18 protein-coding genes are annotated in these 21381 nt (G+C 64.6%); 14 read left to right on the forward strand and 4 right to left on the reverse strand.

The window, feature by feature from the left end; genetic code table 11:
- Positions 1 to 208 precede the first annotated feature (208 nt).
- Together AC1DS5_RS17935 and AC1DS5_RS17940 are read left to right on the forward strand one after the other, a co-directional pair.
- Positions 209 to 883, forward strand: a complete 675-nt coding sequence (locus AC1DS5_RS17935; RefSeq protein WP_477719605.1) for a hypothetical protein — start codon at positions 209 to 211, stop codon at positions 881 to 883.
- Positions 884 to 1048: 165 nt separating this feature from the next.
- Complete coding sequence (locus tag AC1DS5_RS17940) at positions 1049 to 2302, forward strand: MFS transporter (RefSeq protein ID WP_477719606.1); 1254 nt, start codon at positions 1049 to 1051, stop codon at positions 2300 to 2302.
- Between the two features lie 119 nt (positions 2303 to 2421).
- Here AC1DS5_RS17940 and AC1DS5_RS17945 read toward each other — a convergent pair whose 3' ends face one another.
- The gene (locus AC1DS5_RS17945; protein WP_477719607.1) at positions 2422 to 3084 is read right to left on the reverse strand and encodes an alpha/beta hydrolase; all 663 of its coding nucleotides are present in this window, start codon (positions 3082 to 3084) and stop codon (positions 2422 to 2424) included.
- A gap of 256 nt (positions 3085 to 3340) precedes the next feature.
- On the opposite strand from AC1DS5_RS17945, the gene AC1DS5_RS17950 reads away from it, so the two are divergent.
- Positions 3341 to 3577: a hypothetical protein gene (locus AC1DS5_RS17950; RefSeq protein WP_477719608.1), complete on the forward strand. Its 237-nt coding sequence runs from the start codon at positions 3341 to 3343 to the stop codon at positions 3575 to 3577.
- A gap of 419 nt (positions 3578 to 3996) precedes the next feature.
- Positions 3997 to 4821 (forward strand): hypothetical protein, encoded by an 825-nt coding sequence (locus tag AC1DS5_RS17955; RefSeq protein WP_477719609.1) that lies wholly within the window; start codon positions 3997 to 3999, stop codon positions 4819 to 4821.
- Between the two features lie 218 nt (positions 4822 to 5039).
- Here the strand turns inward: AC1DS5_RS17955 and norR are convergent, their stop codons facing one another.
- On the reverse strand, positions 5040 to 6674 hold the full coding sequence (gene norR, locus AC1DS5_RS17960) for a nitric oxide reductase transcriptional regulator NorR (RefSeq protein ID WP_477719610.1): 1635 nt from the start codon (positions 6672 to 6674) through the stop codon (positions 5040 to 5042).
- Between the two features lie 188 nt (positions 6675 to 6862).
- Between norR and hmpA the strand changes: the two genes are divergently transcribed.
- A complete protein-coding gene (gene hmpA / locus AC1DS5_RS17965) occupies positions 6863 to 8044 on the forward strand; it encodes an NO-inducible flavohemoprotein (RefSeq protein ID WP_477719611.1) in 1182 nt (393 codons plus the stop codon).
- A gap of 273 nt (positions 8045 to 8317) precedes the next feature.
- Positions 8318 to 8986, forward strand: coding sequence for a hypothetical protein (locus AC1DS5_RS17970; protein WP_477719612.1), 669 nt, complete (start codon positions 8318 to 8320; stop codon positions 8984 to 8986).
- A 138-nt stretch (positions 8987 to 9124) separates the two neighbouring features.
- Here AC1DS5_RS17970 and AC1DS5_RS17975 read toward each other — a convergent pair whose 3' ends face one another.
- Positions 9125 to 9634 (reverse strand): DUF1993 domain-containing protein, encoded by a 510-nt coding sequence (locus AC1DS5_RS17975; protein ID WP_477719613.1) that lies wholly within the window; start codon positions 9632 to 9634, stop codon positions 9125 to 9127.
- A 217-nt stretch (positions 9635 to 9851) separates the two neighbouring features.
- Between AC1DS5_RS17975 and argE the strand changes: the two genes are divergently transcribed.
- Together argE and AC1DS5_RS17985 are read left to right on the forward strand one after the other, a co-directional pair.
- Positions 9852 to 11072, forward strand: coding sequence for an acetylornithine deacetylase (gene argE / locus AC1DS5_RS17980; RefSeq protein WP_477719614.1), 1221 nt, complete (start codon positions 9852 to 9854; stop codon positions 11070 to 11072).
- 28 nt (positions 11073 to 11100) lie between these two features.
- Entirely contained in the window at positions 11101 to 12057 is a 957-nt protein-coding gene (locus AC1DS5_RS17985; RefSeq protein WP_477719615.1) for a tripartite tricarboxylate transporter substrate binding protein, read from the forward strand.
- Positions 12058 to 12100: 43 nt separating this feature from the next.
- On the opposite strand, the gene AC1DS5_RS17990 is transcribed toward AC1DS5_RS17985, so the two are convergent.
- A complete protein-coding gene (locus AC1DS5_RS17990) occupies positions 12101 to 14560 on the reverse strand; it encodes a glycoside hydrolase family 5 protein (protein ID WP_477719616.1) in 2460 nt (819 codons plus the stop codon).
- A gap of 230 nt (positions 14561 to 14790) precedes the next feature.
- Here AC1DS5_RS17990 and AC1DS5_RS17995 point away from each other — a divergent pair, with 230 nt between their 5' ends.
- The 6 genes from AC1DS5_RS17995 (at position 14791) to AC1DS5_RS18020 (ending at position 21366) form a co-directional block, all read left to right on the forward strand.
- Complete coding sequence (locus tag AC1DS5_RS17995; RefSeq protein ID WP_477719617.1) at positions 14791 to 15834, forward strand: LacI family DNA-binding transcriptional regulator; 1044 nt, start codon at positions 14791 to 14793, stop codon at positions 15832 to 15834.
- Positions 15835 to 16139: 305 nt separating this feature from the next.
- On the forward strand, positions 16140 to 17054 hold the full coding sequence (kdgD, locus tag AC1DS5_RS18000; protein WP_477719618.1) for a 5-dehydro-4-deoxyglucarate dehydratase: 915 nt from the start codon (positions 16140 to 16142) through the stop codon (positions 17052 to 17054).
- A 26-nt stretch (positions 17055 to 17080) separates the two neighbouring features.
- The gene (locus AC1DS5_RS18005; protein ID WP_477719619.1) at positions 17081 to 18052 is read left to right on the forward strand and encodes a Bug family tripartite tricarboxylate transporter substrate binding protein; all 972 of its coding nucleotides are present in this window, start codon (positions 17081 to 17083) and stop codon (positions 18050 to 18052) included.
- A 54-nt stretch (positions 18053 to 18106) separates the two neighbouring features.
- Entirely contained in the window at positions 18107 to 19441 is a 1335-nt protein-coding gene (gene gudD / locus AC1DS5_RS18010; RefSeq protein ID WP_477719686.1) for a glucarate dehydratase, read from the forward strand.
- A 51-nt stretch (positions 19442 to 19492) separates the two neighbouring features.
- Positions 19493 to 20932 carry an aldehyde dehydrogenase family protein gene (locus tag AC1DS5_RS18015; protein ID WP_477719620.1) on the forward strand — a complete coding sequence of 480 codons (1440 nt, stop codon included), beginning with the start codon at positions 19493 to 19495 and terminating at the stop codon, positions 20930 to 20932.
- A gap of 215 nt (positions 20933 to 21147) precedes the next feature.
- On the forward strand, positions 21148 to 21366 hold the full coding sequence (locus tag AC1DS5_RS18020; protein WP_477719621.1) for a hypothetical protein: 219 nt from the start codon (positions 21148 to 21150) through the stop codon (positions 21364 to 21366).
- Positions 21367 to 21381: the final 15 nt, after the last annotated feature.

Raw genomic sequence — 21381 nt, forward strand, 5'->3', positions numbered from 1 at the left:
GCCAAACCACGTCCCACCACAGCGCCGCGCTAACTCGCTTGACTTGTCCGGGCAGCTCGGCGACGATAAAAATCATGCCATGAAACGCAGGCGCTTTGCTGCAAAGCCCTTCGACCCATCCTCCCAAGCTCGCTTCGCCGGGCTTTCCCCGCAAAAAAGTCAAAGACAAAGCGACGTTTGAGAGCCTGTAAGAAGAATGAAAAAACTGATGCGCATGCTGTTAGGCGGCCGAACTGCAGCCAAGCCGGTCCCGAATTCAGCCCCCGTGAGCCGCGCGATGCCCCTGAGTCAGGACGATAGTTCGGAAAACGCCACCCGCAGCCAGCTCGTGCAAGTCCTGTTGCGCGACGTGCTGCGCAGGCACGGCATACCGCTCGGCTGGGTTGAGTCCCAGCTGCTGATGGTAGCCAGCCGTAGCCGCGGCACCGGCATGTACGTGCGCCTGATCATGAGGCACTGGGACGATCGGCTGGCGACCCACGCCTTCGCCCTGCAGAACACCCTGCTTGCCGACATTGCCCGCTTTGAGCCGCGCGCCTTCGACTGGCTGCATGGCGTTTCGTGGCAACTCGACGTGGACGCCAGCTGCCCGCACACCGCCCTGCCCCAGAAGGCTTATTGGCAGGAACCGACAAAGCCGGCGACCCCAGCGGCCGCAATTGCACCGGCGGCAACACCAGCAGCACCGGCGGTAGCGCCAGCACCAGCACCGGCGGCGGCTCCCGTAACCGCGGCAGCCCCACCGCCCATGCCTCTTTCGGAGCAGGAGGCGCTGCAGGATCTGGAACGCCTGTTCCTGATCCGCGACCAGGAGATCGGCAGGCAGATGGCCGATGGCAAGACGCCCGCGGGCTATGAAAAGACCAAACCATCGCCACTATAGAGCAGTGTCTTTTGCGCTCATTTCATGGCCAACCATGCCCATCGCCCACCATCCATCGGTCATCGCTCATCGCTCAGAAATTTTTGACGGCGTTAACATCACCTGACAGGCCGCACGCCGACCCGACCGGGTCTGTACGGCCGGGCTGACTCAACGCTTCTCCGGATGACCCCCCTGCCTGCATCGCACGACCCCTCTGCCCTGGCTGATTCACGCTACGCCGTGGGGCGCCTGATGATCACGCTGGCGCTCATGACGGTGGGCGCCAGCGGCATGTACGTGGTGCCGGTGGTGTTGCCGGCCGTGCAGGCCGATTTTGGCGTGGCGCGCGCCGACGCCTCCCTGCCCTACACCCTGCTGATGATCGGGTTTGGCCTGGGCGGCGTGCTGATGGGGCGGCTGGCTGACCGATTCGGCGTGATGGTGCCGCTGCTGATAGGGGCGGTAGGGTTGGGCCTGGGTTACGCCGCCGCGGCGATGGCCTGCAACATCTGGATGTTCACGCTGGCGCATGGTTTCCTGATCGGCCTGTTGGGCAGTTCGGCCACCTTCGCGCCCCTGCTGGCCGACACGTCCCTGTGGTTTGTACGGCGGCGCGGCATTGCGGTGGCGGTATGCGCCAGCGGCAACTACGTCGGCGGCGCGATCTGGCCGCCTGTCGTGCAGCATTTCGTGGAAACCGTGGGCTGGCGCCACACCTACCTGGGTCTGGGGCTCTTCAGCGTGATCACCATGGCGGGGCTGGCGCTGCTGATGCGCAAGCGCCCGCCGATGGCCGTGGCCGCGCCGATCAACCGCAACTTCGCGGCCAGCCCCAGCAGCCTGCCCTTTGGCCTGCCGCCCGGCAAGGCGCAGGCGCTGCTGTGCATTGCCGGCGTGGCGTGCTGTGTGGCCATGGCCATGCCGCAGGTGCACATCGTCTCTTACTGCACCGACCTGGGTTACGGCGCCGCGCGGGGCGCCGAAATGCTCTCGCTGATGCTGGCCTGCGGGGTGGTGAGCCGGCTGGTCTCGGGCGTCATCTGCGACCGCATCGGCGGCTTGCGCACGCTGCTGCTGGGCTCGGCCCTGCAGGGCATTGCGTTGCTGATGTTTTTGCCGTTCAACGGGCTGGTGTCGCTGTACCTCATCGCCGCGCTGTTCGGGCTGTTCCAGGGAGGCATCGTGCCGTCTTACGCCATCATCGTGCGTGAATACTTTGTGCCGGCCGAGGCTGGCGCGCGGGTGGGAACGGTGATCATGGCAACCATGTTCGGCATGGCGTTGGGCGGCTGGATGTCGGGCAAGGTGTTTGACCTGACCGGTTCCTACCAGGCGGCCTTCCTCAACGGCATCGCGTGGAACCTGCTGAACCTGGGCATTGCGTTGTTCCTGCTCTGGCGGGTGCGCCCGCCAAGCGGCATCGCGCAGGCGGCCTGAGCGCCGCGCAGGACGCGAGCGGGGCTCGCTATAAATCAATAGCCTCATAGCTGCCTGGCTGCCTGCGCGCATCAAGCAAGGACCGCAAAACAAAGGCTGCAGCCGTTTTCAATCGTGAATCAGGCCAGCACGCGCCGCAGCCAGCGCTCCAGATCAACAACTTCCTCGGGGCAGACTGAATGCTCCATCGGGTACTCGTGCCACTCGACCGGGTAACCCAGCGCCAGCAGCGCGTCGCGCGAGGCCGTGGCACGCGGCAGCATGACCACGCCGTCGCGCGAGCCATGCGCCAGGAAGATCGGAACGTCCCGGTTGGCGGCGCTGCGCTCGGCAGCGGTCTTGTCCGCCAGTGGCAGGTAGCCGGACAGGCCCGCAATGCCGGCCAGCCGTTCGCCGTGCCGCAAGCCCGTCATGAGGGCCATGGCGCAGCCCTGCGAAAATCCGGCCACCACGATGCGGTGGGACGGCGTGCCGCGCGACTTTTCATGCGCAAGCAGCGCCTCAATGGAAGCCTGTGACTGGCGCAGCCCGGCCTCGTCCTCGCGTTTGACCAGATCGACGCCCAGGAGGTCGTACCAGGCTGGCATGACATAGCCGCCATTGATGGTGACGGGCATGACAGGTGCACTGGGAAAGAGAAAGCGCACCGGGCCCACGCTCGACAAGTCCAGTTGCTCGGCAATGGGCACAAAGTCGCGACCGTCGGCCCCCAGGCCGTGCATGATGACAATGGTGGCGACCGGGTTGTCGCCGGTCTGGGCTTCAATAACTTCAAGGGACATGGGGCTTACCGGTTGCAGGAGGTTGGTGGCGGAACAGCGCAAGGACCGTCTGGCATCGCCATGCAATTGCAAACGCTGTAACAAACCTTGGATTTTAGAGGGTGCCCGCGCCCGCTTTTTTGCCGGCGCGCCCCCTGCAGACATTTACAGGGAGGCCGGACATGGGCTTGACCCTGCGGGCGACAACACTTTTGCGCCGCGCCTGTATTTGCTAGCATCAACCGTCAGCATTTTCTGACGCAAGCGGGAGATCCGGATGAAATTCATCATTGCGGCCTTAACCCTGGCGACTTCTTCTCTGGCTTTTGCCTATCACTGCCCGAACGAGATGAAGGCGATTGACGCCAAACTTGCCACCAACCCCACCCTGTCGGCGGCAGACATGGGCAAGGTCAAGGAGTTGCGCGCCCAGGGTGAGAAGCTTCACAAGGAAGGCAAGCACGACGACTCATTGAAAGCCCTGGACAGCGCCAAAAAACTGCTTGGGATCTAGGGTGTCCGATCTGGTCTGATCTGGCTTGAATAGATTCTTGTAACCGGCTGAAACTTCACATGGGCGCTGCAGCGCCGCAAGCAGCCGTGCACGCCCGCGTGCGGCCGTCCCTGCGTTGAACTCATCGGGCGCCGGGCAAACGGGTCGTTTGCCTTGTCCTTGTCCTTGTCCTTGTACATGTCCCTGTACAAATCAAATTGATAGAACGCGCATGAGATAGTGCGAGCGCGCGCCATGGCGCTGCGGTGCTGCACCCTGGAGCGCTGCATCCTGAGCGACCGACATGTTACTTTTCCGGTCAAAGGTGTCAATGTGAAACAGCGCTGTCGGACTACCCGTCGGCATGGATTGCGCCTCTAAGATCGGAATTCTGAAGAACTGCAGTTCGCAGCTCCGTTTATTCAAGTGAGGTCATGCCAATGTTGATCAAAAAAACCATCGTGGCGTTGGGCGCCGCCAGCTTCGTTCTGTTGGCCGGCGGGCTGGTCGGGGCGCAAACCGCTACCGTAACAACCACAGCAACAACGACCACCAGCGCGGCTGGCGACAAGTTGGCCAGCAGCTACAGCTCCTTTGCCGGTTCCGACAAAAATGCCCGGTCTCTGGTCAACGGGCTTCGTACCAGCTCCAGCATCACCCTGGAGTCCACCACCGGTGCGCCGCCTGCGAGCTTTTCTCCCTCGACCAGCAAGATGGGCTACGGCAATATCAACATTGCGCTTTCATTGGCCCAGACTGCCCTGGCCAAAGAGGGCATCACCAACCCCACCCCCGCGCAACTTGCGGCCGCGCTGAATGGCGGCGTGATCACGACGGCCAACGGACCCATCACCATGGCCGGCATCCTGGGGATGAGAAGCCAGGGCATGGGCTGGGGAAAGATCGCCCAAAGCATGGGCGTCAAGCTGGGCTCCATCGTGAGCGCCTCCAAGACCGACAAGGCCGGCAAGAAATCTGACAACAAGTCAGCCAAAGCTGAAAGCGTCGCGAAAGCCGATCGCGCCGGCAAAACCACGGGCAGCACCGCCAGCAACGCAAAAGGCGGCAACGCGGCGGGCAAAGGCGGTGGTACCGGCGCGGGCAGCGGTGGCGGCAAAGGCGGCGGTAGCGGCGGTGGCGGTAACGCCGGCGGCAATGGCGGCGGTAACGGCGGCGGCGGCGGCGGAGGTAATGGTGGTGGCGGCGGCGGTGGTGGCGGCGGTGGTGGCGGCGGCGGCGGCGGTGGTGGCGGCGGGAACAAGTAAGCCTTCCGCCTCAGGTACCCATCTACAACAGACTCCCATCCAGAAGCTGCCAGGACTGCAAGGTCCTGGCGGCTTTTTTCGGGCCGTCTTCGGACAACCTTTGCTGAAAACGGGGCCTCCGGCGCGCGGCACACGGCAGGAATCTGATAACCCCGAGGGCGTTGCCCAGTCCTGGGCCGAACCGCTGTCCGCTTTCAAATTCCCTATTTCGGCGCGTTTTAGGCGCCCGGACGCAGCCTGCCAGGCGGGCTCCCGGCTTCCCCGCGAAGGCCCAGTCTTTTCGCCAGCCTGACCAGGTTGGCACGGTGCAGGCCCAGCTCGCGCGCAGCCGAAGCCCAGTTGTTGTGATGCCGCGCCAGGCTGGCCGCTATGCGCTGGCGCTGGTGCGACTCCATCGAGGTATGTAAATCCACCGTCGGCGCTGCGCCGTCCGCGGCGGGAATCCCTTCCAGGGCTGTGGCGTTCTTGCTGGCGGGCGCGTCAGGCGCCGGCGCACCCCAGCTGGCCGGGGTGGGCAAGTCAAAATGCGAAGCCGTCAGGCTCAGGATGCGTGGCCGCCCCGACATACCCGCCAGCGCTTTCAGCGCGCTACGCCCCACCAGGTGTTCGAGTTCCCGCACATTGCCCGGCCAGTCGTGTGCCAGCAGGGCGGCCTGGGCATCGGCGTCCATCCGCAAACTGCCCAGCCCCAGACGCGAACGGTTTTGCTCGAGGAAGCAGCCCGCCAGCAGCAGCACGTCATGCCCGCGCTCGCGCAGCGGTGGCACGACCAGCGGATAGACACTGAGCCGGTGGTAGAAGTCGGCACGGTAACGTCCGGCACGCACCTCGTGCGCCAGGTCGCGGTTGGTGGCGGCAATCACCCGCACATCGACCTGGTGCTCGCGGTCAGAGCCCAGGCGCTGCAATTGCCCGTTCTGCAGCACACGCAGCAGCTTGGCCTGCACAGCTAAGGACAACTCGCCGACTTCATCGAGAAACAGCGTGCCGCCATTGGCCAGCTCGAACTTGCCGCGCCGGTCTGTCACCGCGCCTGAAAATGCGCCGCGTACGTGGCCGAACAGTTCGCTCTCCACCAGCGTCTCGGGCAGCGCCGCGCAGTTAAGGCTGATCAGCGGACGCGCCGCGCGGGGCGATGCGGCATGCAGTGCCTGCGCCACCAGTTCCTTGCCGACGCCGGTTTCGCCGGTTATCAGCACGGTGAGTTCGCTGTTGCCGACCACGGCGATTTCCTCCAGCAGCCGCTGGTGCGCGGCACTCTGGCCGATCAATGCGGGTGGCGTGCTTTCCGCGGCCAGCTCCCGGTAGGTGTCGGCACGCTGGCGCTCATCTTCCGCACGCAGGGCCAGGCGCTCCATGCGCTGCACCACGCTGACGGTGGCGGCCGCCAGGCTGGCAAAGGCCTGCAGGTCGCCCAGGTCCACCGCTGAAAACTGCTGGCTGTTCAGCGCGTCGATGGTCAGCACGCCCCAGGTTTTTTCACCGACCTGCACCGGGCAACCCATGCAGTCGTGCACCTCCAGGTGCCCATGCAGCCCCTCCACCAAACCGTCATAGGGGTCGGGCAGCTCGCAGTCCACCGGAAAGCGCGTCGGGCCGTCAGCCTCCAGCAAGCGCTTGAAACGCGGGTGCTCTTCGACTTTGAAGCGCCGCCCCATCGTGTCGCTGCTCAGCCCGTTCACGGCCAGAGGCACCAGGGCAGCGCCATCGAGCCGCAGCAGCGCGGTGGCGTCGCACGGCAGCAAGGCACGCACGGCTTCAAGCAGGCGACGGTAACGCTCGCCGTCGGGCATCTCGCGGGACAGGTCGTCCACCAGCGGGACCAGGGCTTTCAGCATCGGCTGAGCAATCATATTGACTCTTTCAAGTATCTGATTGACTACTTTAGCATGGCATCTTTTTGACTCCAGCTTGTCCCAAGTTGTTGATTCATATAGCTGGATGAGCTGGCACAAGTATTGAGTACAGGGTATTGGCAATAAATAGCCGGCAGGGGTCCGCTTCGCATCGTGCGGGGCGCCCTGCCCCTACTGGAGAGCCCATGCTGACCGCGCAACAACGTGCCATCGTCAAATCCACCGTACCGCTGCTGGAAAGCGGCGGCGAGGCACTGACCACCCATTTCTACCAAATCCTGCTGGCCGAACACCCCGAGGTGCGGCCGTTCTTCAACCAGGCGCACCAGGCCAGTGGCGACCAGCCCCGGGCGCTGGCCAACGGTGTGCTGATGTACGCCCGCCACATCGACAAGCTGGAGCAACTGGGCGGGCTGGTGGCGCAAATCATCAACAAGCATGTGTCGCTGCAGATCGAGCCGGCGCACTACCCCATCGTCGGCGCCTGCCTGTTGCGCGCAATTCGCGAGGTGCTGGGTGCGGAGATCGCCACCGACGAGGTGCTGGCCGCCTGGGGCGCCGCTTATGGGCAACTCGCCGACATCCTGATCGGCGCCGAAGAGAAAATTTATGCGGAAACAGCCGGGGCGCCGGGTGGCTGGCGCGGTGCGCGCCGTTTTATCGTGGCGCGCAAGGTCCCCGAGAGCGCAGAAATCACCTCGTTCTACCTGCGGCCCGAAGACGGCGCAGCGGTGGCAGACTTTCAACCGGGTCAGTACCTCGGCCTGAAGCTGGTGATCAACGGCGAGGAAATTCGCCGCAACTATTCGCTCTCGGCAGCCCCCAATGGCCGCGACTACCGCATCAGCGTGAAGCGTGAGCCGGGCGGCGTGGCGTCGTGCTACCTGCATGACGAGCTGCAGGAAGGCGGCGGGCTGGACGTGTTTCCGCCCGCCGGCGAGTTTGTGCTGGCGGACGGCGACAAGCCGGTGGTGCTGATCAGCGGCGGCGTCGGCATTACACCGACGCTGGCCATGCTGGACGCCGCACTGCAGAGCCAGCGGCCGGTGCACTTCATCCACTTTGCGCGCAACAAATCGGTCCATGCGTTCCGCGACGCGCTGGCCACGCGGCAGGCGCGGCACGCGCAACTGCAGCACTTTTACGTCTATGACGAGCATGCCGGCGAGGCAGACAGGCCTCACGCCACCGGCCTCGTCGACAGCGGGCAACTGGCCCAATGGCTGCCGGCTTCGCGCGATGTGGACGCCTATTTCCTGGGCCCCAAGCCCTTCATGCGACGGGTCAGGCAACAGCTGCGCGAGTTGGGCGTGCCTGAATCGCAGACCCGTTACGAGTTTTTTGGCCCGGCCAGCGCGCTGGACTGAGGCCGCGCCATCGCGAAGCCATGCCGGCGGAGCATGCCGCCGGCATGTTGACGTGCGTGTAAATATTCACAAAAAACACGATTACACAGCGCTGCAACAAGGCAATAACGCAAAAAATTGGTGCACTGCGGAACAAAGTCACTTGACGCGCATGTTGGGGAGGCAGACCATCACTAACACCTTGTAACGCCCTACAAGCCGTTTTGCAGAGGGGCGAGCCGACTTGATGTGACAAATATCAAATCGGCCATCAACCAGATGGGAGCATGCACCATGAATTTCCACGATCTGTTTGGCCTGAAAAGCCGTCCCAAACCGCTGCCGGTCAAACCCAAGGCCAAGACCAGGGCCATCGCCGCCGAAGGCCCGCCCACCATCGAAGATGGGTCGGCCAATTCCTTGCGGCGCCAGCTGGTCCAGGTTCTGCTGCGCGATGTCATGCGCCGCCATGGCATTCCACCGGGCTGGCTGGACTGCCAGATGCTGGTCGTCTCCAGCCGCAGCCGTGGGGAGGGCATGTATGTGCGCCTCGTCATGAAGCACTGGGACTCCCGCCTGCTGAACTATGCGGTCGCTTTCCAGAAAGCGCTGATGGTCGACATCATGCGTTTTGAGCCGCATGCCGCCGAGTGGCTGTATGGCATCTCATGGCAGCTGGAAGTCGGCGACACCTGCCCTTACAAGGAACTGCCGGACCGCTCGGTGTGGCAAGAGCCGGCCCGAAAATCGTTCCACGAGCCGTCCCACGCGCCTACCCACGCGCCGACCCCAAAGCCGGCCCAAAAACCATCCCATGAGCCCGACCCCCAGAGCGAACTGAAAACCGATCTGGAGCGCATTTTTGCGATACGCGACTCAGACATGCTGATGCGCGGAGAACAGGCCAGCCACCCGGCGAGCTCCTACGCAAAAACGGTACCCCAGAAGCTGCCCAACCACTGATGGGGACCCGGGGCCTGCGCCCCGCCCCATGGCTGCTTGCAGCTTGCTGCTTCGTTCGTGCTTCCTGCTTCCTGCTTCCTGCTTCCTGCTTCCTGCTTCCTGCTTCCTGCTTCCTGCGTCCTGCTTCTGGCTTCTTGCTTAATACGCGCCGATGTAGTCTTTCTTGCCGACTTCCACACCGCTGTGGCGCAGGATGGCATAGGCCGTGGTGGTGTGGAAAAAGAAATGCGGCAAGCCGTAATTGAGCAGGTAAGACTGTCCGGTAAACCGCTTTTCCTTGGGGGTGCCGGCCTGCGTGACGATCTCGCGCGTGGCGGCCTCGTCAAACTTCCCCGCATCCAGCCCTTCCAGAAACGCCAGCACCGTGGCAACACGCGCCTGCAGGTCTGCAAAGGTCTGCTCGCTGTCTTCGAGCTTGGGCACCTCCACGCCGGCCAGCCGCGCTGACACGCTTTTGGCGAAGTCAGTGGCCACCTGCACCTGGCGCAGCAGCGGGAACATGTCGGGGAACAGGCGCGCCTGCAGCAAGGCGGCGGGCTCGATCTTTCTGGCGGCCGCGTGCGCTTCTGCCTTGCTCAATACCTCCCTGAGTCCGCCCAGCATCTGCTTGAAGACGGGAATGGAGGTGGTGTACATGGGACTGGTCATGAATTCTTTCGTGAAGGGATGGAAACGGAAACCCGGGAGGGAACCCTGGATTCTCGCCTGTTATCGCCAGGTTCGGGGGCGAGCGCCTGGCACCGCACGCAGACCGCCCGCCGCAGGCCACGGGCTTCCGCGGAAAAAGATAAGATGTCTCACGATTTTGACGACCCACCATCCTTTTCGCCAGTCCCGCCCGCGGACTTTTCACAAAGGCTCTCCCATGAACGCCCCCCTTTCCAGCAGTGCCATGCGATCTGTCCTGGCCGCCGACCTGGCCGCCCTGCCCCTGATCGAAAAATGGGTCTCGTTTGCCTCGGTGTCGCGCGACAGCAACCTGCCCATCATCGAATGGACACGCGAGCAGCTGGAAGCGCTCGGTGTGCAATGCCGGCTGACGTACGACGACAGCGGCAACAAGGCCAATCTGTGGGCCACGCTCCCGGCGGAAAACGGTGAAACGAAAGCGGGCGGACTGGTGCTGTCGGGCCACACCGATGTGGTGCCTGTCGATGGCCAGCCATGGGATACCGATCCATTTGCCGCAAAGATCGTGGGTGACCGGCTCTATGGCCGCGGCGTCACGGACATGAAGAGCTACGGCGCCACGGCGCTGATGATGGTGCCCGAATTGCTCAGGCGCAAGCTCAAGCGCCCCGTGCACCTGGCCTTCAGTTATGACGAGGAAGTCGGCTGCATCGGCGTGCGCCGCCTGATCGCCGACATGGTGGCCCAGGGCTACACGCCCGCCGGCTGCATCGTGGGCGAGCCCACCGGCATGCAGGTGGTGATTGCGCACAAGGGCAAGCATGCCTACAAGACGTCAGTGCGCGGCTTCGAGGCGCACTCCTCGCTCACGCCGCTGGGCGTCAACGCCGTCGAGATCGCCTGCGAATTCGTCGCCCACCTCAAGTCCATGCACCGCAGGCTGGTTGCCGAGGGGCCGTTCGATGCGATTTACGACGTGCCGCACACCACCATCCACACCGGTGTGATTGCCGGCGGCACCGCGCTCAACATCATTCCGCGCGACTGCGATGTGACCTGGGAAATTCGTCACCACCACATGAACTCGCCGGAGGCGCTGTTCCATGAGGCCAAGGCATTTGCCGACAGCCTGCTGCCGGCCATGCAGGCCGTGGCCCCCGGGACCGGCATCACCCACAAGCTCAACTCGGTGCTGCCCGGTTTCGCCACCGATGCGGACAGCGCGATTGCGCAGCTGTGCTTCAGATGCGCAGGCGTGGACAGCAGCACTGGTGCCGGCAAGGTGTCGTTTGGCACGGAAGCTGCATTGTTCCACCAGGCTGGTGTGCCGACCATCGTGTGCGGCCCCGGCCATATCGCGCAGGCGCATCAACCCAATGAATGGGTCACGCTGGAGCAACTGGCCTGGTGCGAGCGCTTCATGCGCCGCCTGGCTGACGAAATCTGCGTGAACTGACTCCAGTAACCAACAGAAAGAACAAGCAATGGACCGCAGAGATTTCATGGCCGCAGGCCTGGCACTTGGCGCAGGCACCGTGCTGGCACAGGCGAATCCCAAACTGGCACGCATCGTGGTGCCCTTCGCCCCGGGCGGCGTGCAGGACATCCTGGCCCGATCGATGTCTACCGAACTGGGCGTCGCGCTGGGCCAGACGGTGATCGTGGAAAACCGGCCTGGCGCCGGCGGTACGGTGGGCACCGGCTATGTGGCCAAATCCCCGGCTGACAGCGGCGCCATGGTGCTGGCGGCGGCCAGCCACAACATCGCCGGCTCGCTCTACACCAAACTCAGCTACGACCCGCAGAAAGACTTTGCACCCATGGCGCACATCGGCACCGCCGACTATGTGCTGATGATCCACCCCGATGTGCCGGCCAAAACCGCGGGCGAATTCATCCGTCATGCCAAGGCCAACCCCGGCAAGATGAACTACGCCACCGCCGGCGTCGGCAGCGCGACGCACCTCTCGATGGCCTACTTCAACGGCCTGGCCGGCATCGATGTGGTGCATGTGCCGCTCAAGGCCACGGGCGAGGCCATCAACGAGGTGATTTCCGGCCGTGCGCAGGCCGTGATTGCCGCCAGCATAGGCGCGCTGGCGTTTGCCAAGGACAGCCGCATCCGTCTGGTGGGCGTGACGTCGCCGAAGCGGTCCAAGTATCTGCCCGACGTTCCGACCATTGCCGAAAGCGGACTGCCGGGCTACCAGTTCAACTCCTGGTTTGGCCTGCTGGGCCCTGCCGGCACGCCGGCGGCCGACATCACCCGCGTCAATGCGGCCATGGCCAGGCTGCTGAAAGATCCGATCATCCTGGAGCGTCTGGACAAGCAGGGCATTGAGCCGCAGGCCATGAGCAACGCGGACTTTGCCAAGCTGCTGGCGGTGGATTACGAACGCATGGCCAATGTCGTCAAGGCATCAGGCGCCAGGATCGAATAGGCGGACGAACGCGTCCCAACCGAATTGTCCCGACAGTGTCGCCTTACTTCAGGCTGGCCATGCCCGCCGTGGTGCCCAGGTAACGTTCAAGCACCGTCATCTCCTCCGGCGTCGGTGCGCCCTTTCCGGTGATCACCGCGTACACATGGCCCCTGAAACCTTCACGCGGGTAATAGCCAACGTAGCCCCAGCCGATCAGCATCTGGGAATAAACGCTGGGGGCGAATGTGGCGTTGTTGCTCGCGACCTCCTGCGCGTTGACGCGCAGCTTTTGCGCACCGGGCGCCGAGGTGAATGCCAGCACCGCAGGCGTATCGGCCGGCAGGCGGTCCGCGCCGATCAGCTGCACCGTCTGGCCCTTGGCATCCAGCCAGCTGGCCCGCGGCTGGCCGTTGGTGAACCCGAGCTCCGAGGCCTGGCGCGCCTCTGCCTTTGAGGCCTGGAACACCACGCCGGTGTTGCTTTTCCCCGGGATGCTCACGCAAGCCAGGGCGAAGTGGGCGTCCTCGATGTTGTAAGGAACCCGGTTCTTCGGGCGAGGCTGCACGCCCGCTGCCGGGGCCGATTTCTTGCACCAGAAGCCGAAGGTATCGGGCGCCGTGTGGTCCGAGCTCCTCCGGCCGTTCGTCACGCGCAGGACGGGCAATGACATCGCACCCATGGTGCTGCTGTCCTTGTTGGTCCAGTTGATCATTTCCATCGCATTGCCCGGGCTGGAGCCATAGCCGGAGTCCGAAATGGCGCGAACCACCTGGCCCGCCGCAGCGGGTGCACCCAGCAGGTAATCGGTGTGCCCGTCGGCAAGCTCCCACTTGCAGGCACCGTATTTGGCAATGATGGCCAGTGCGGCATCGGCCAGGCTGGTGGCAGCGTAGGCCGCCGGGTCGGCCAGGGAGAACACCTTGCGCGGCGGCGGCAGCGGGCCCGTCCACTGGCCGGCGCCCGTGTAGCTGAGCGTGGCGACCTCGCTCTCCGCCGGCGTGTAGGTGAAGCTGTCCTGGCCATTCGGCCCGGCCGGCAGTGTCAGCCGCGACTTGCTCAGCGTGCCCTTCCCTTTCAAAGCCACCGCCAGTGAGACGGGCCGGCCGAGGTTGCCACGAGCATAGACGGTGATCGTGAGGGGCGCGCCGGCCAGCGCATAGCCCGGGCCATCGTCGAAGAGCAGGGCCTGTTCCATGCCGGCAGAGGCCTTGAGGACGCCGGACACCAGCGGCTCCAGCGTCTGGTTCTGGTGCCAGCCCGGCACATGGTTGATGGCGTAGTTGTGGATGGGCCAATGATTGCCCCCCATCCAGCTGTAGATCTCGCAACCTGATTCATAGGCATGGGTGATGGCCCGCAGGAACATCGGCTCCCAGCGCGGGTCGTCTATCGGCATCCCGATCTCGGTCAGCGCCAGCCGGACACCCGCGGCCCTGGCCCAGCCGGTGGCCTTTTTGAGCCGCTCCAGGCCGGTGCCGGGGTGGATGGCGCCGGCGCCGAATCCTGCACTGAAGTTCTTCGCCACCTCGGCGTCATAGTCAAACGAGGCGCCATTGCTGAACGCATCCAGGTACATGTGAACTTCATAAATCAGGTTGTTGCCACGCAATGGAAAGCCGGGATTTTTGGTTCCGATGACCATGGCCGAGCTGTACTGGTTTCCCGCCACATAAATGGGATTGGCCGTGTCGATGGCGCGAATGGCTTCGATCGCCGCCTGCGCATAGGCGGGCCAGATGGTGAGGTCTTCCGCCCCCTTCACGGCTTCTTCATTCGACGCAATCACCCCGCCGGGCTTGGGCATGTCGTGGGGCTCGTTCATCAGGCCATAGCCGCCAAACCCCGGGTGATTCCGCCATTTCGTCGCGGCGCGCGCCCAGAAATCCACGAAGTGGGCCTGTGTGAGCGTGGCGCCAGGCGCCAGCGAAAAAATCCGCACCTGCACCTGGGCCGCCTCGGTGGTGTAGGGCCGCAGCAAGGGATTCGGCGGCGTGGTCAGGCCGATGACGGACCCGTCGGGCTGAAACCGGAAGTCCTGGTAACGGCCATAGTTGTGGTTGTCAATGATGCATTTCATGCCGACCGCCGCGTGGGCATCCAGCACGCCCGTGATGTAGGCCTCATACGTGGGGTGAAAGGCGCCCGGGTTGCCAATCGCCGCCTTCGCCGCTGCGTTGGCCGGGGTGTCGTGCAGCATCGGCTGCAACAGCTCCCACTGGATGGGCAAGCGGTTTCTCGTGTAGCCACAGGCCGCCAGGTAGGCCACATCGACCTTGCGCGGGACGGTGAAATGCAGATTGGGCGCACTGCTCATGCCATAGCGCAGCCCTGGCTTGGCCCATTCCATGCCCGAAAGATTGGTGCCCATCGCCACCCGGGCGGTGTTTCTGCCGTCGGGCTGCGCCGCCCCCTTGTCCGGCAGAGGGCCCGCCGGTGCTGCCCGCGCCGCCGGGATCAGGGAGCCAAAGGTGGCCAGCGTGGCCACCGCGGCGGCGGCTTGCGAAAATTCACGTCTTTGCATGGAGCTTGTTTTTCTTCCTGGGCTGGCCGAAAAGCCGGGCCCATCGGGATATTGGTTTGGACCTTGGTTTGAACCTTGGTCTGTACTGGTCTGAACCTTAGTTTGATGCCAAGCCCCGGTCTGGCAAATGAAACACCCGCAACAATTCCCGGCAGCGCTGGCGCCATGTATACATGGTGCCGGCAAATTGCCCGCATGACTGGTAGCGCTATCGTCGATAGAATCGGCCCATGAACCATGAGGACACGCCAACGGACACCCAGACGCGACGAACCCGCCGGGGCAGCGGCGCCGTCACCCTGCATGACGTGGCCAAGCTTGCCGGCGTGGCGCCCATCACCGCATCGCGCGCCCTGAACACCCCCGCCCAGGTTTCGGCCGAGGTGCTGAAGAAGGTCACCGACGCGGTGGAGCGTACCGGCTACGTGCCCAACCGGCTCGCCGGCGGCCTGGCTTCATCGCGCAGCCGCCTGGTCGCGGCGGTTGTGCCCACCCTCAACGGCCCGGTGTTCCTGGAAACCGTGCAGGCCCTGACGGATGCCCTGGCCGAACAGGGCTACCAGTTGATGCTCGGCCAGAGCGGCTATGTGGATTCGCGCGAGGATGCCCTGCTGGACGCCATCATTGGCCGCCGGCCGGATGGCATTGTGCTGACTGGCATCATGCATTCCCCCGAGGGGCGCAAACGCCTGCTGGCCGCCGGCATACCCGTGGTCGAGACCTGGGACCTCACGCCCACCCCGCTGGACATGCTGGTCGGCTTTTCCCACGTCGATGTCGGGCGCGCGGTGGTTGATTTTCTCTATGCCAAGGGACGGCGCCGCCTGGCGATCGTGGCGGGCGACGACGAGCGTTCGACGCGCCGCCACCAGGCCTTCCAGGCGGCGGCACGGGCGGCGGGCCTGCCCGAGGTCCGGATGGTGACCGTGCCCGCCCCCACCACCGTGAAAAGCGGCCGCAATGCGCTGATCGAGCTGATGCAGAACGCAGGCGGCATTGATGCCGTCTTTTGCAGTTCCGACTTGCTGGCGCTGGGCGTTCTGACACAGGCCCAAGCCAGCGGCATCGCGGTGCCGGGGCAACTGGCCGTCGTGGGCTTTGGCGACCTGGAATTTGCCGCCGACCTGAACCCCGCCCTGACAACGGTGCGCATTGATGGCACGGCCATCGGCCGCCAAGCCGCCCGCTTCATTGTGGAACGGGCGGAAGGCCGGCCGGTGGAGCAGCGGGTCATCGACATCGGCTTCACGATTGTCGAGCGCGACAGCGCCTGATGGACGCCGGGCAGCGGCCGGATAGCGGCCGGTATTTGCCCCCGCCCATGACCGGACGACCGGACAGGCCCACAAAGGTCTGGAGATGCCTGAAGAGGTCAGGAAATGTCTGGAGATGCGCGGATCTGCCCGACAGGCCGGATATGGGCCTGATGGATACCTGATACGTAATACCCCTCATCAATTTTTGCTTGATTTTTTAAAACGGTAGCGCTACCATTCAGATCTCAGATGGTAGCGCTACCTTGCAATGATCAAGGCGCCGAGTCTGTCTAACCATCCACTTCTTCATGGACCTCTTTCGCATGACCACCCCGCAAGAACTCAAGAAAATCATCTCCTACGGCCTGCTCTCGTTCCCCCTGACCGACTTCGACAGCCAGTTGCGCTTTGCCGCAAAGCCTTTCGCCGAGCGGCTGGAGTGGCTCATGCCCTACGGCGCCACGGCGCTGTTTGCAGCCGGCGGCACCGGCGAGTTTTTCTCGCTGGAGCCGCAAGAGTACAGCGACGTCGTGCGCACCGCGATCCAGACCTGCCAGGGCCGCATGCCCATCATTGCCGGCGCGGGCGGCGGCACCACGCTGGCGATTCGCTACGCGCAGGAAGCCGAGCGGCTGGGCGCCCAGGGCATTTTGCTGCTGCCGCACTACCTGACTGAGGCGACACAAGAGGGCTTGGTGGCCCACGTCGAGGCGGTGTGCAAGAGCGTCAAGTTCGGCGTGATCGTCTACAACCGCGCCGGCTGCCGCCTGACGCCGGAGTCCCTGCTGATACTGGCCGACCGCTGCCCCAACCTGATCGGCTTCAAGGACGGCATCGGCGACATCGAGTCCTTCGTCACCATTCGCCGCAAGCTGGGCGACCGCTTCGCCTACCTCGGCGGGCTCCCCACGGCGGAGGTCTTTGCCGGTGCCTACCAGGCCATGGGCTGCCCGGTTTATTCGTCTGCCGTGTTCAACTTCATTCCCCGCACGGCGATAGAGTTTTACAACGCGCACCATGCCGGCGACACCGCCACCACCAACCGCCTGCTGGACGAGTTCTTCCTGCCCTACATTGCGCTGCGCAACCAGGGCCAGGGCTACGGCGTGAGCATCGTCAAGGCCGGCGCCACGCTGGTGGGCCACACCGCCGGACCGGTGCGCCCGCCGCTGTCGGACCTCAAGCCCGCCGAGATGGAACAGCTCGGCCAGTTGATCGCCAAACTCGGCGCCCAGTGAGCGCCGCCATCCCACGAGACATCTTCATGAAAAAACTTTTATCTACCCTCGTGATGGGTCTGGCCGCAGCGGCCATCGCCGCAGGCGCACAGGCCCAAACCTGGCCCACCAAGAGCGTGTCGCTGGTGGTGCCCTTCCCGGCCGGCGGCTCGACCGACACCGTCGCCCGTGCCATCGGCCCCAAGCTCACCCAGAGCCTGGGCCAGCCTTTTGTCGTCGACAACAAGGCCGGCGCGACCGGCACCATTGGCGCCACACTGGTCAAGCGCGCGGCGCCCGACGGCTACACCTTCCTCGTGACGTCACTCGGCCCGCTGGTCATTGCACCGCATTTGATCAAGGGCATGCAATACGACGCGCTGAAAGACTTTGACCTCATCACCGTCGCCGTCCAGGCGCCCAACGTGCTGGTGGTGCCGGCCAACTCGCCCTACAAGACCGTCGGCGCGCTGGTGGCCTACAACAAGATGAATCCCGGCAAGATGTCCTTCGCCTCCTCCGGCAACGGGTCGAGCGACCATCTCACGGCCGAGCTGTTCTGGCAGCTGACCGGCACCAGCGGCGCACACATTCCCTACAAGGGCGGGGCACCGGCCATCACCGACCTGCTTGGCGGGCAGGTCGACGTCTCGTTCCAGAACATCAATGCCGTGGTGCAGCACATCAAGTCCGGCAAGCTGAAAGCCCTGGCCATCACCTCGCAAAAGCGCTCCGCGATCCTGCCCGACGTCCCCACGTTCGGCGAGGCCGGCGTGAAAGGCCTGGAGGTGTACTCCTGGCAAGCCGTCGTGGCGCCCAAGGGCCTGCCCGCCGACGTGCGCAACAAGGCCCATGCCGCCGTCATTGCCGCGCTCAATGACCCGCAGGTCAAGCAGCAATTCGTGTCCGTCGGCTTTGAAATCGTCGGCAACACGCCGGCCCAGTTCGCCGCCTTCCAGCAGCAGGAGTTTGCGCGCTGGAAGAAAGTCATAGACACTGGAAAAATTACCGCCGATTGAGGCTGATTCAACGATTCAAGATTCAAAGCGATTGAGACCCCTTCCATGTCCAACATGCCCAACACCTCCACACCCCTGATCACCGAGCTGCGCGTGATCCCGGTCGCCGGCCGCGACAGCATGCTGCTCAACCTGAGCGGCGCGCACGGCCCCTTCTTCACACGCAACCTGCTGATCCTCACCGACAATTCCGGGCGCACCGGCGTGGGCGAGGTGCCTGGCGGCGAGAAGATACGCCAGACCCTCGAAGACGCGCGCCCGCTGGTGGTGGGCCAGCCGATAGGCGCCCACCAGCGCGTGTTGCAGCAGATGCAGCAACAGTTCGCCGACCGCGACAGCGGCGGGCGCGGGCTGCAAACCTTCGACCTGCGCACCACCATCCACGCGGTGACGGCCGTTGAGTCGGCACTGCTGGATTTACTGGGCCAGCACCTGGATGTGCCGGTCGCCGCATTGCTGGGCGAAGGCCAGCAGCGCGAGGCGGTCGAGATGCTGGGCTACCTGTTCTTTGTGGGCGACCGCAGCAAGACGGACCTGCCCTACAACAGCGAACCAAATGCCGACAACGCCTGGTCACGGATACGCCACGAAGAAGCACTGACCCCCGAGACCATCGTGCGGCAGGCCGAAGCGGCGCAGGAGCGCTACGGTTTCAACGACTTCAAGCTCAAGGGCGGCGTGCTGCGCGGCGAGGAAGAAATCGAGGCCGTGACGGCGCTGCACGAGCGCTTTCCGAACGCGCGGGTGACGCTGGACCCGAACGGCGGCTGGCTGCTCAAGGACGCCATCCGCCTGATGCGCGACATGAAAAATGTGGTGGCCTACGCCGAAGACCCCTGCGGCGCTGAAGAGGGTTTCTCGGGCCGCGAGGTCATGGCGGAGTTCCGCCGCGCCACCGGCCTGCCCACCGCCACCAACATGATCGCCACCGACTGGCGGCAACTGCAACACGCCCTGTCGCTGCAATCGGTGGACATTCCGCTGGCCGACCCGCATTTCTGGACCATGGCCGGCTCGGTACGCGTGGCACAGACCTGCCGCGACTGGGGCCTGACCTGGGGCTCACACTCCAACAACCACTTCGACGTGTCGCTCGCCATGTTCACCCATGTCGGCGCAGCCGCGCCAGGCCGCGTGACGGCCATCGACACGCACTGGATCTGGCAGGACGGCCAGCGCCTCACCAAGGAGCCGCTGCAGATCGTGGGCGGCCTGGTACAGGTGCCGAAGAAGCCCGGCCTCGGTGTCGAGCTCGACATGGCCGAGGTGGAGAAAGCCCACCAGCTCTACAAGCAGCACGGCCTGGGTGCACGCGATGACGCTGTCGCCATGCAAAGCCTGATTCCGGGCTGGAAATTCAACCCCAAGCGCCCTGCGTTCGACCGCTGAAAATTGGTGGCTCAAAATTGGCCACCGAAACATACCGAAAGACGACAACCGATGTTTAAAAACCTCATCAACGGCGACTGGGTCGAAGCCCCGGGCGTCACGCGCAACATCAACCCGTCGGACACGCGAGACCTGATCGGCGAATACGCCAAGGCCGACGCCGCCCAGACGAAGGACGCCATTGCCGCCGCACAGGCGGCTTTCCCGGCCTGGTCGCTCAGCACGCCGCAGCAGCGCTTCGACATCCTCGACGCGGTGGGCAGCGAGATCCTGGCGCGCCGCGCCGAACTCGGCGATCTGCTGGCCCGTGAGGAAGGCAAGACCCTGCCGGAGGCCATTGGCGAAGTCGCCCGCGCCGGCAACATCTTCAAGTTCTTTGCCGGCGAGGCATTGCGTCCGGGCGGTGAAGTCATGCCTTCCGTGCGCCCCGGTGTCGGTGTCGAGATCACGCGCGAACCGGTGGGCGTGGTCGGCATCATCACGCCGTGGAATTTTCCCATCGCCATTCCGGCCTGGAAGATTGCGCCAGCCCTGGCCTACGGCAACTGCGTCGTCTTCAAACCCGCCGAACTGGTGCCCGGCTCGGCCTGGGCGCTGGCCGACATCCTCTCGCGCAGCGGCCTGCCCAAGGGCGTGTTCAACCTCGTGATGGGCCCCGGCTCACAAGTCGGTGCCACCCTGCTCGACGACGCCCGCATCGCCGCCATCACCTTCACCGGCTCCGTCGGCACCGGCAAGCGCGTTGCCGCGGCCTGCGTCGGGCGCATGGCCAAGTTCCAGCTCGAGATGGGCGGCAAAAACCCCATGGTCGTGCTCGACGACGCCGACCTCGGCGTGGCCGTCAACTGCGCGGTGCAAAGCGGTTTCTTCTCGACAGGCCAGCGCTGCACCGCGTCCTCACGCGTCATCGTGACGGAAGGCATTCACGACCGCTTTGTGGCTGCCGTGGTGGAGAAACTGCGCAGCCTCAAGGTCGACGACGCCCGCAAGACCGGCACCGACCTCGGCCCCGTGGTTGACGCCAGCCAGCTCGCGCAAAACCTGAAGTACGTCGAGATCGCCCGCGGCGAAGGCGCCACGCTGGCCTATGGCGGCGAAGCCCTCGAGCACAACGCCGACGGCCAGCCCGGTTTCTACATGCGGCCCGCACTGTTCACCGACACCACGGCCGGCATGCGCATCAACGGCGAAGAGGTGTTTGGCCCGGTGGTCAGCGTGCTGCGCGCCAAAAACTACGACGAGGCCTTGCACCTGGCCAACGACACGCCCTTCGGCCTGGCCGCCGGCATTGCCACCACTTCGCTCAAGTACGCCACGCACTTCAAGCGCCACTCGCAGGCCGGCATGGTGATGGTCAACCTGCCGACGGCCGGGGTGGACTACCACGTGCCCTTCGGCGGCCGCAAAGGGTCAAGCTACGGCCCGCGCGAGCAGGGCCGCCATGCGGCCGAGTTTTACACCACGGTCAAAACGGCTTATACACAGGCCTGAGCAGGCCTGAGCCCCAGTCCCGATCCCCGGGGCTTGAGCACCTGCCGCCAGGTAGTCGCTCAGGCATCGCCATGGACGCTGTGAAGACAGCCTCCGCTGCAAGGCGAATACCCGCGTAGGCAAGAGGCTTGCGGCCTTGTCCGACACACTGCGCGCCGCAAAACTGGTAGCTTGAAAGGACATCCTTCGGAGGATGAACTTTCTGGAGCATTGACATGTCACGCAGCAACACCAGCCTGACACGCGCGAAGACCGGCGACACACTCCCCAGCCCGCATCCGCACCCTCCCGACCACGAAGCGGGCGATGACACCAGCGCCAGCACGCTGATCGAGTCGCCCGTGCCGCCCGGCGGCGGCAAACTGGTCCAGCATGACTTTCCCGATGGCGGGGGCAGCGGCGGCGCGGAAGCCTATCGCCGCAAGCAAAACTGAGCCGCGCCACGCAGC

The sequence above is a fragment of the Polaromonas sp. P4_H1 genome, from assembly GCF_056400945.1.

Coding starts and splice junctions, on each gene's coding strand:
- argE (WP_477719614.1), top strand. CDS start 9,852: ATGAACGCCCCCCTTTCCAGCAGTGCCATGCGATCTGTCCTGGCCGCC.
- kdgD (WP_477719618.1), top strand. CDS start 16,140: ATGACCACCCCGCAAGAACTCAAGAAAATCATCTCCTACGGCCTGCTC.
- AC1DS5_RS17995 (WP_477719617.1), top strand. CDS start 14,791: ATGAACCATGAGGACACGCCAACGGACACCCAGACGCGACGAACCCGC.
- gudD (WP_477719686.1), top strand. CDS start 18,107: ATGCCCAACACCTCCACACCCCTGATCACCGAGCTGCGCGTGATCCCG.
- hmpA (WP_477719611.1), top strand. CDS start 6,863: ATGCTGACCGCGCAACAACGTGCCATCGTCAAATCCACCGTACCGCTG.
- AC1DS5_RS17940 (WP_477719606.1), top strand. CDS start 1,049: ATGACCCCCCTGCCTGCATCGCACGACCCCTCTGCCCTGGCTGATTCA.
- AC1DS5_RS17955 (WP_477719609.1), top strand. CDS start 3,997: ATGTTGATCAAAAAAACCATCGTGGCGTTGGGCGCCGCCAGCTTCGTT.
- AC1DS5_RS18015 (WP_477719620.1), top strand. CDS start 19,493: ATGTTTAAAAACCTCATCAACGGCGACTGGGTCGAAGCCCCGGGCGTC.
- AC1DS5_RS18020 (WP_477719621.1), top strand. CDS start 21,148: ATGTCACGCAGCAACACCAGCCTGACACGCGCGAAGACCGGCGACACA.
- norR (WP_477719610.1), bottom strand. CDS start 6,674: ATGATTGCTCAGCCGATGCTGAAAGCCCTGGTCCCGCTGGTGGACGAC.
- AC1DS5_RS18005 (WP_477719619.1), top strand. CDS start 17,081: ATGAAAAAACTTTTATCTACCCTCGTGATGGGTCTGGCCGCAGCGGCC.
- AC1DS5_RS17975 (WP_477719613.1), bottom strand. CDS start 9,634: ATGACCAGTCCCATGTACACCACCTCCATTCCCGTCTTCAAGCAGATG.
- AC1DS5_RS17970 (WP_477719612.1), top strand. CDS start 8,318: ATGAATTTCCACGATCTGTTTGGCCTGAAAAGCCGTCCCAAACCGCTG.
- AC1DS5_RS17945 (WP_477719607.1), bottom strand. CDS start 3,084: ATGTCCCTTGAAGTTATTGAAGCCCAGACCGGCGACAACCCGGTCGCC.
- AC1DS5_RS17990 (WP_477719616.1), bottom strand. CDS start 14,560: ATGCAAAGACGTGAATTTTCGCAAGCCGCCGCCGCGGTGGCCACGCTG.
- AC1DS5_RS17935 (WP_477719605.1), top strand. CDS start 209: ATGCGCATGCTGTTAGGCGGCCGAACTGCAGCCAAGCCGGTCCCGAAT.
- AC1DS5_RS17950 (WP_477719608.1), top strand. CDS start 3,341: ATGAAATTCATCATTGCGGCCTTAACCCTGGCGACTTCTTCTCTGGCT.
- AC1DS5_RS17985 (WP_477719615.1), top strand. CDS start 11,101: ATGGACCGCAGAGATTTCATGGCCGCAGGCCTGGCACTTGGCGCAGGC.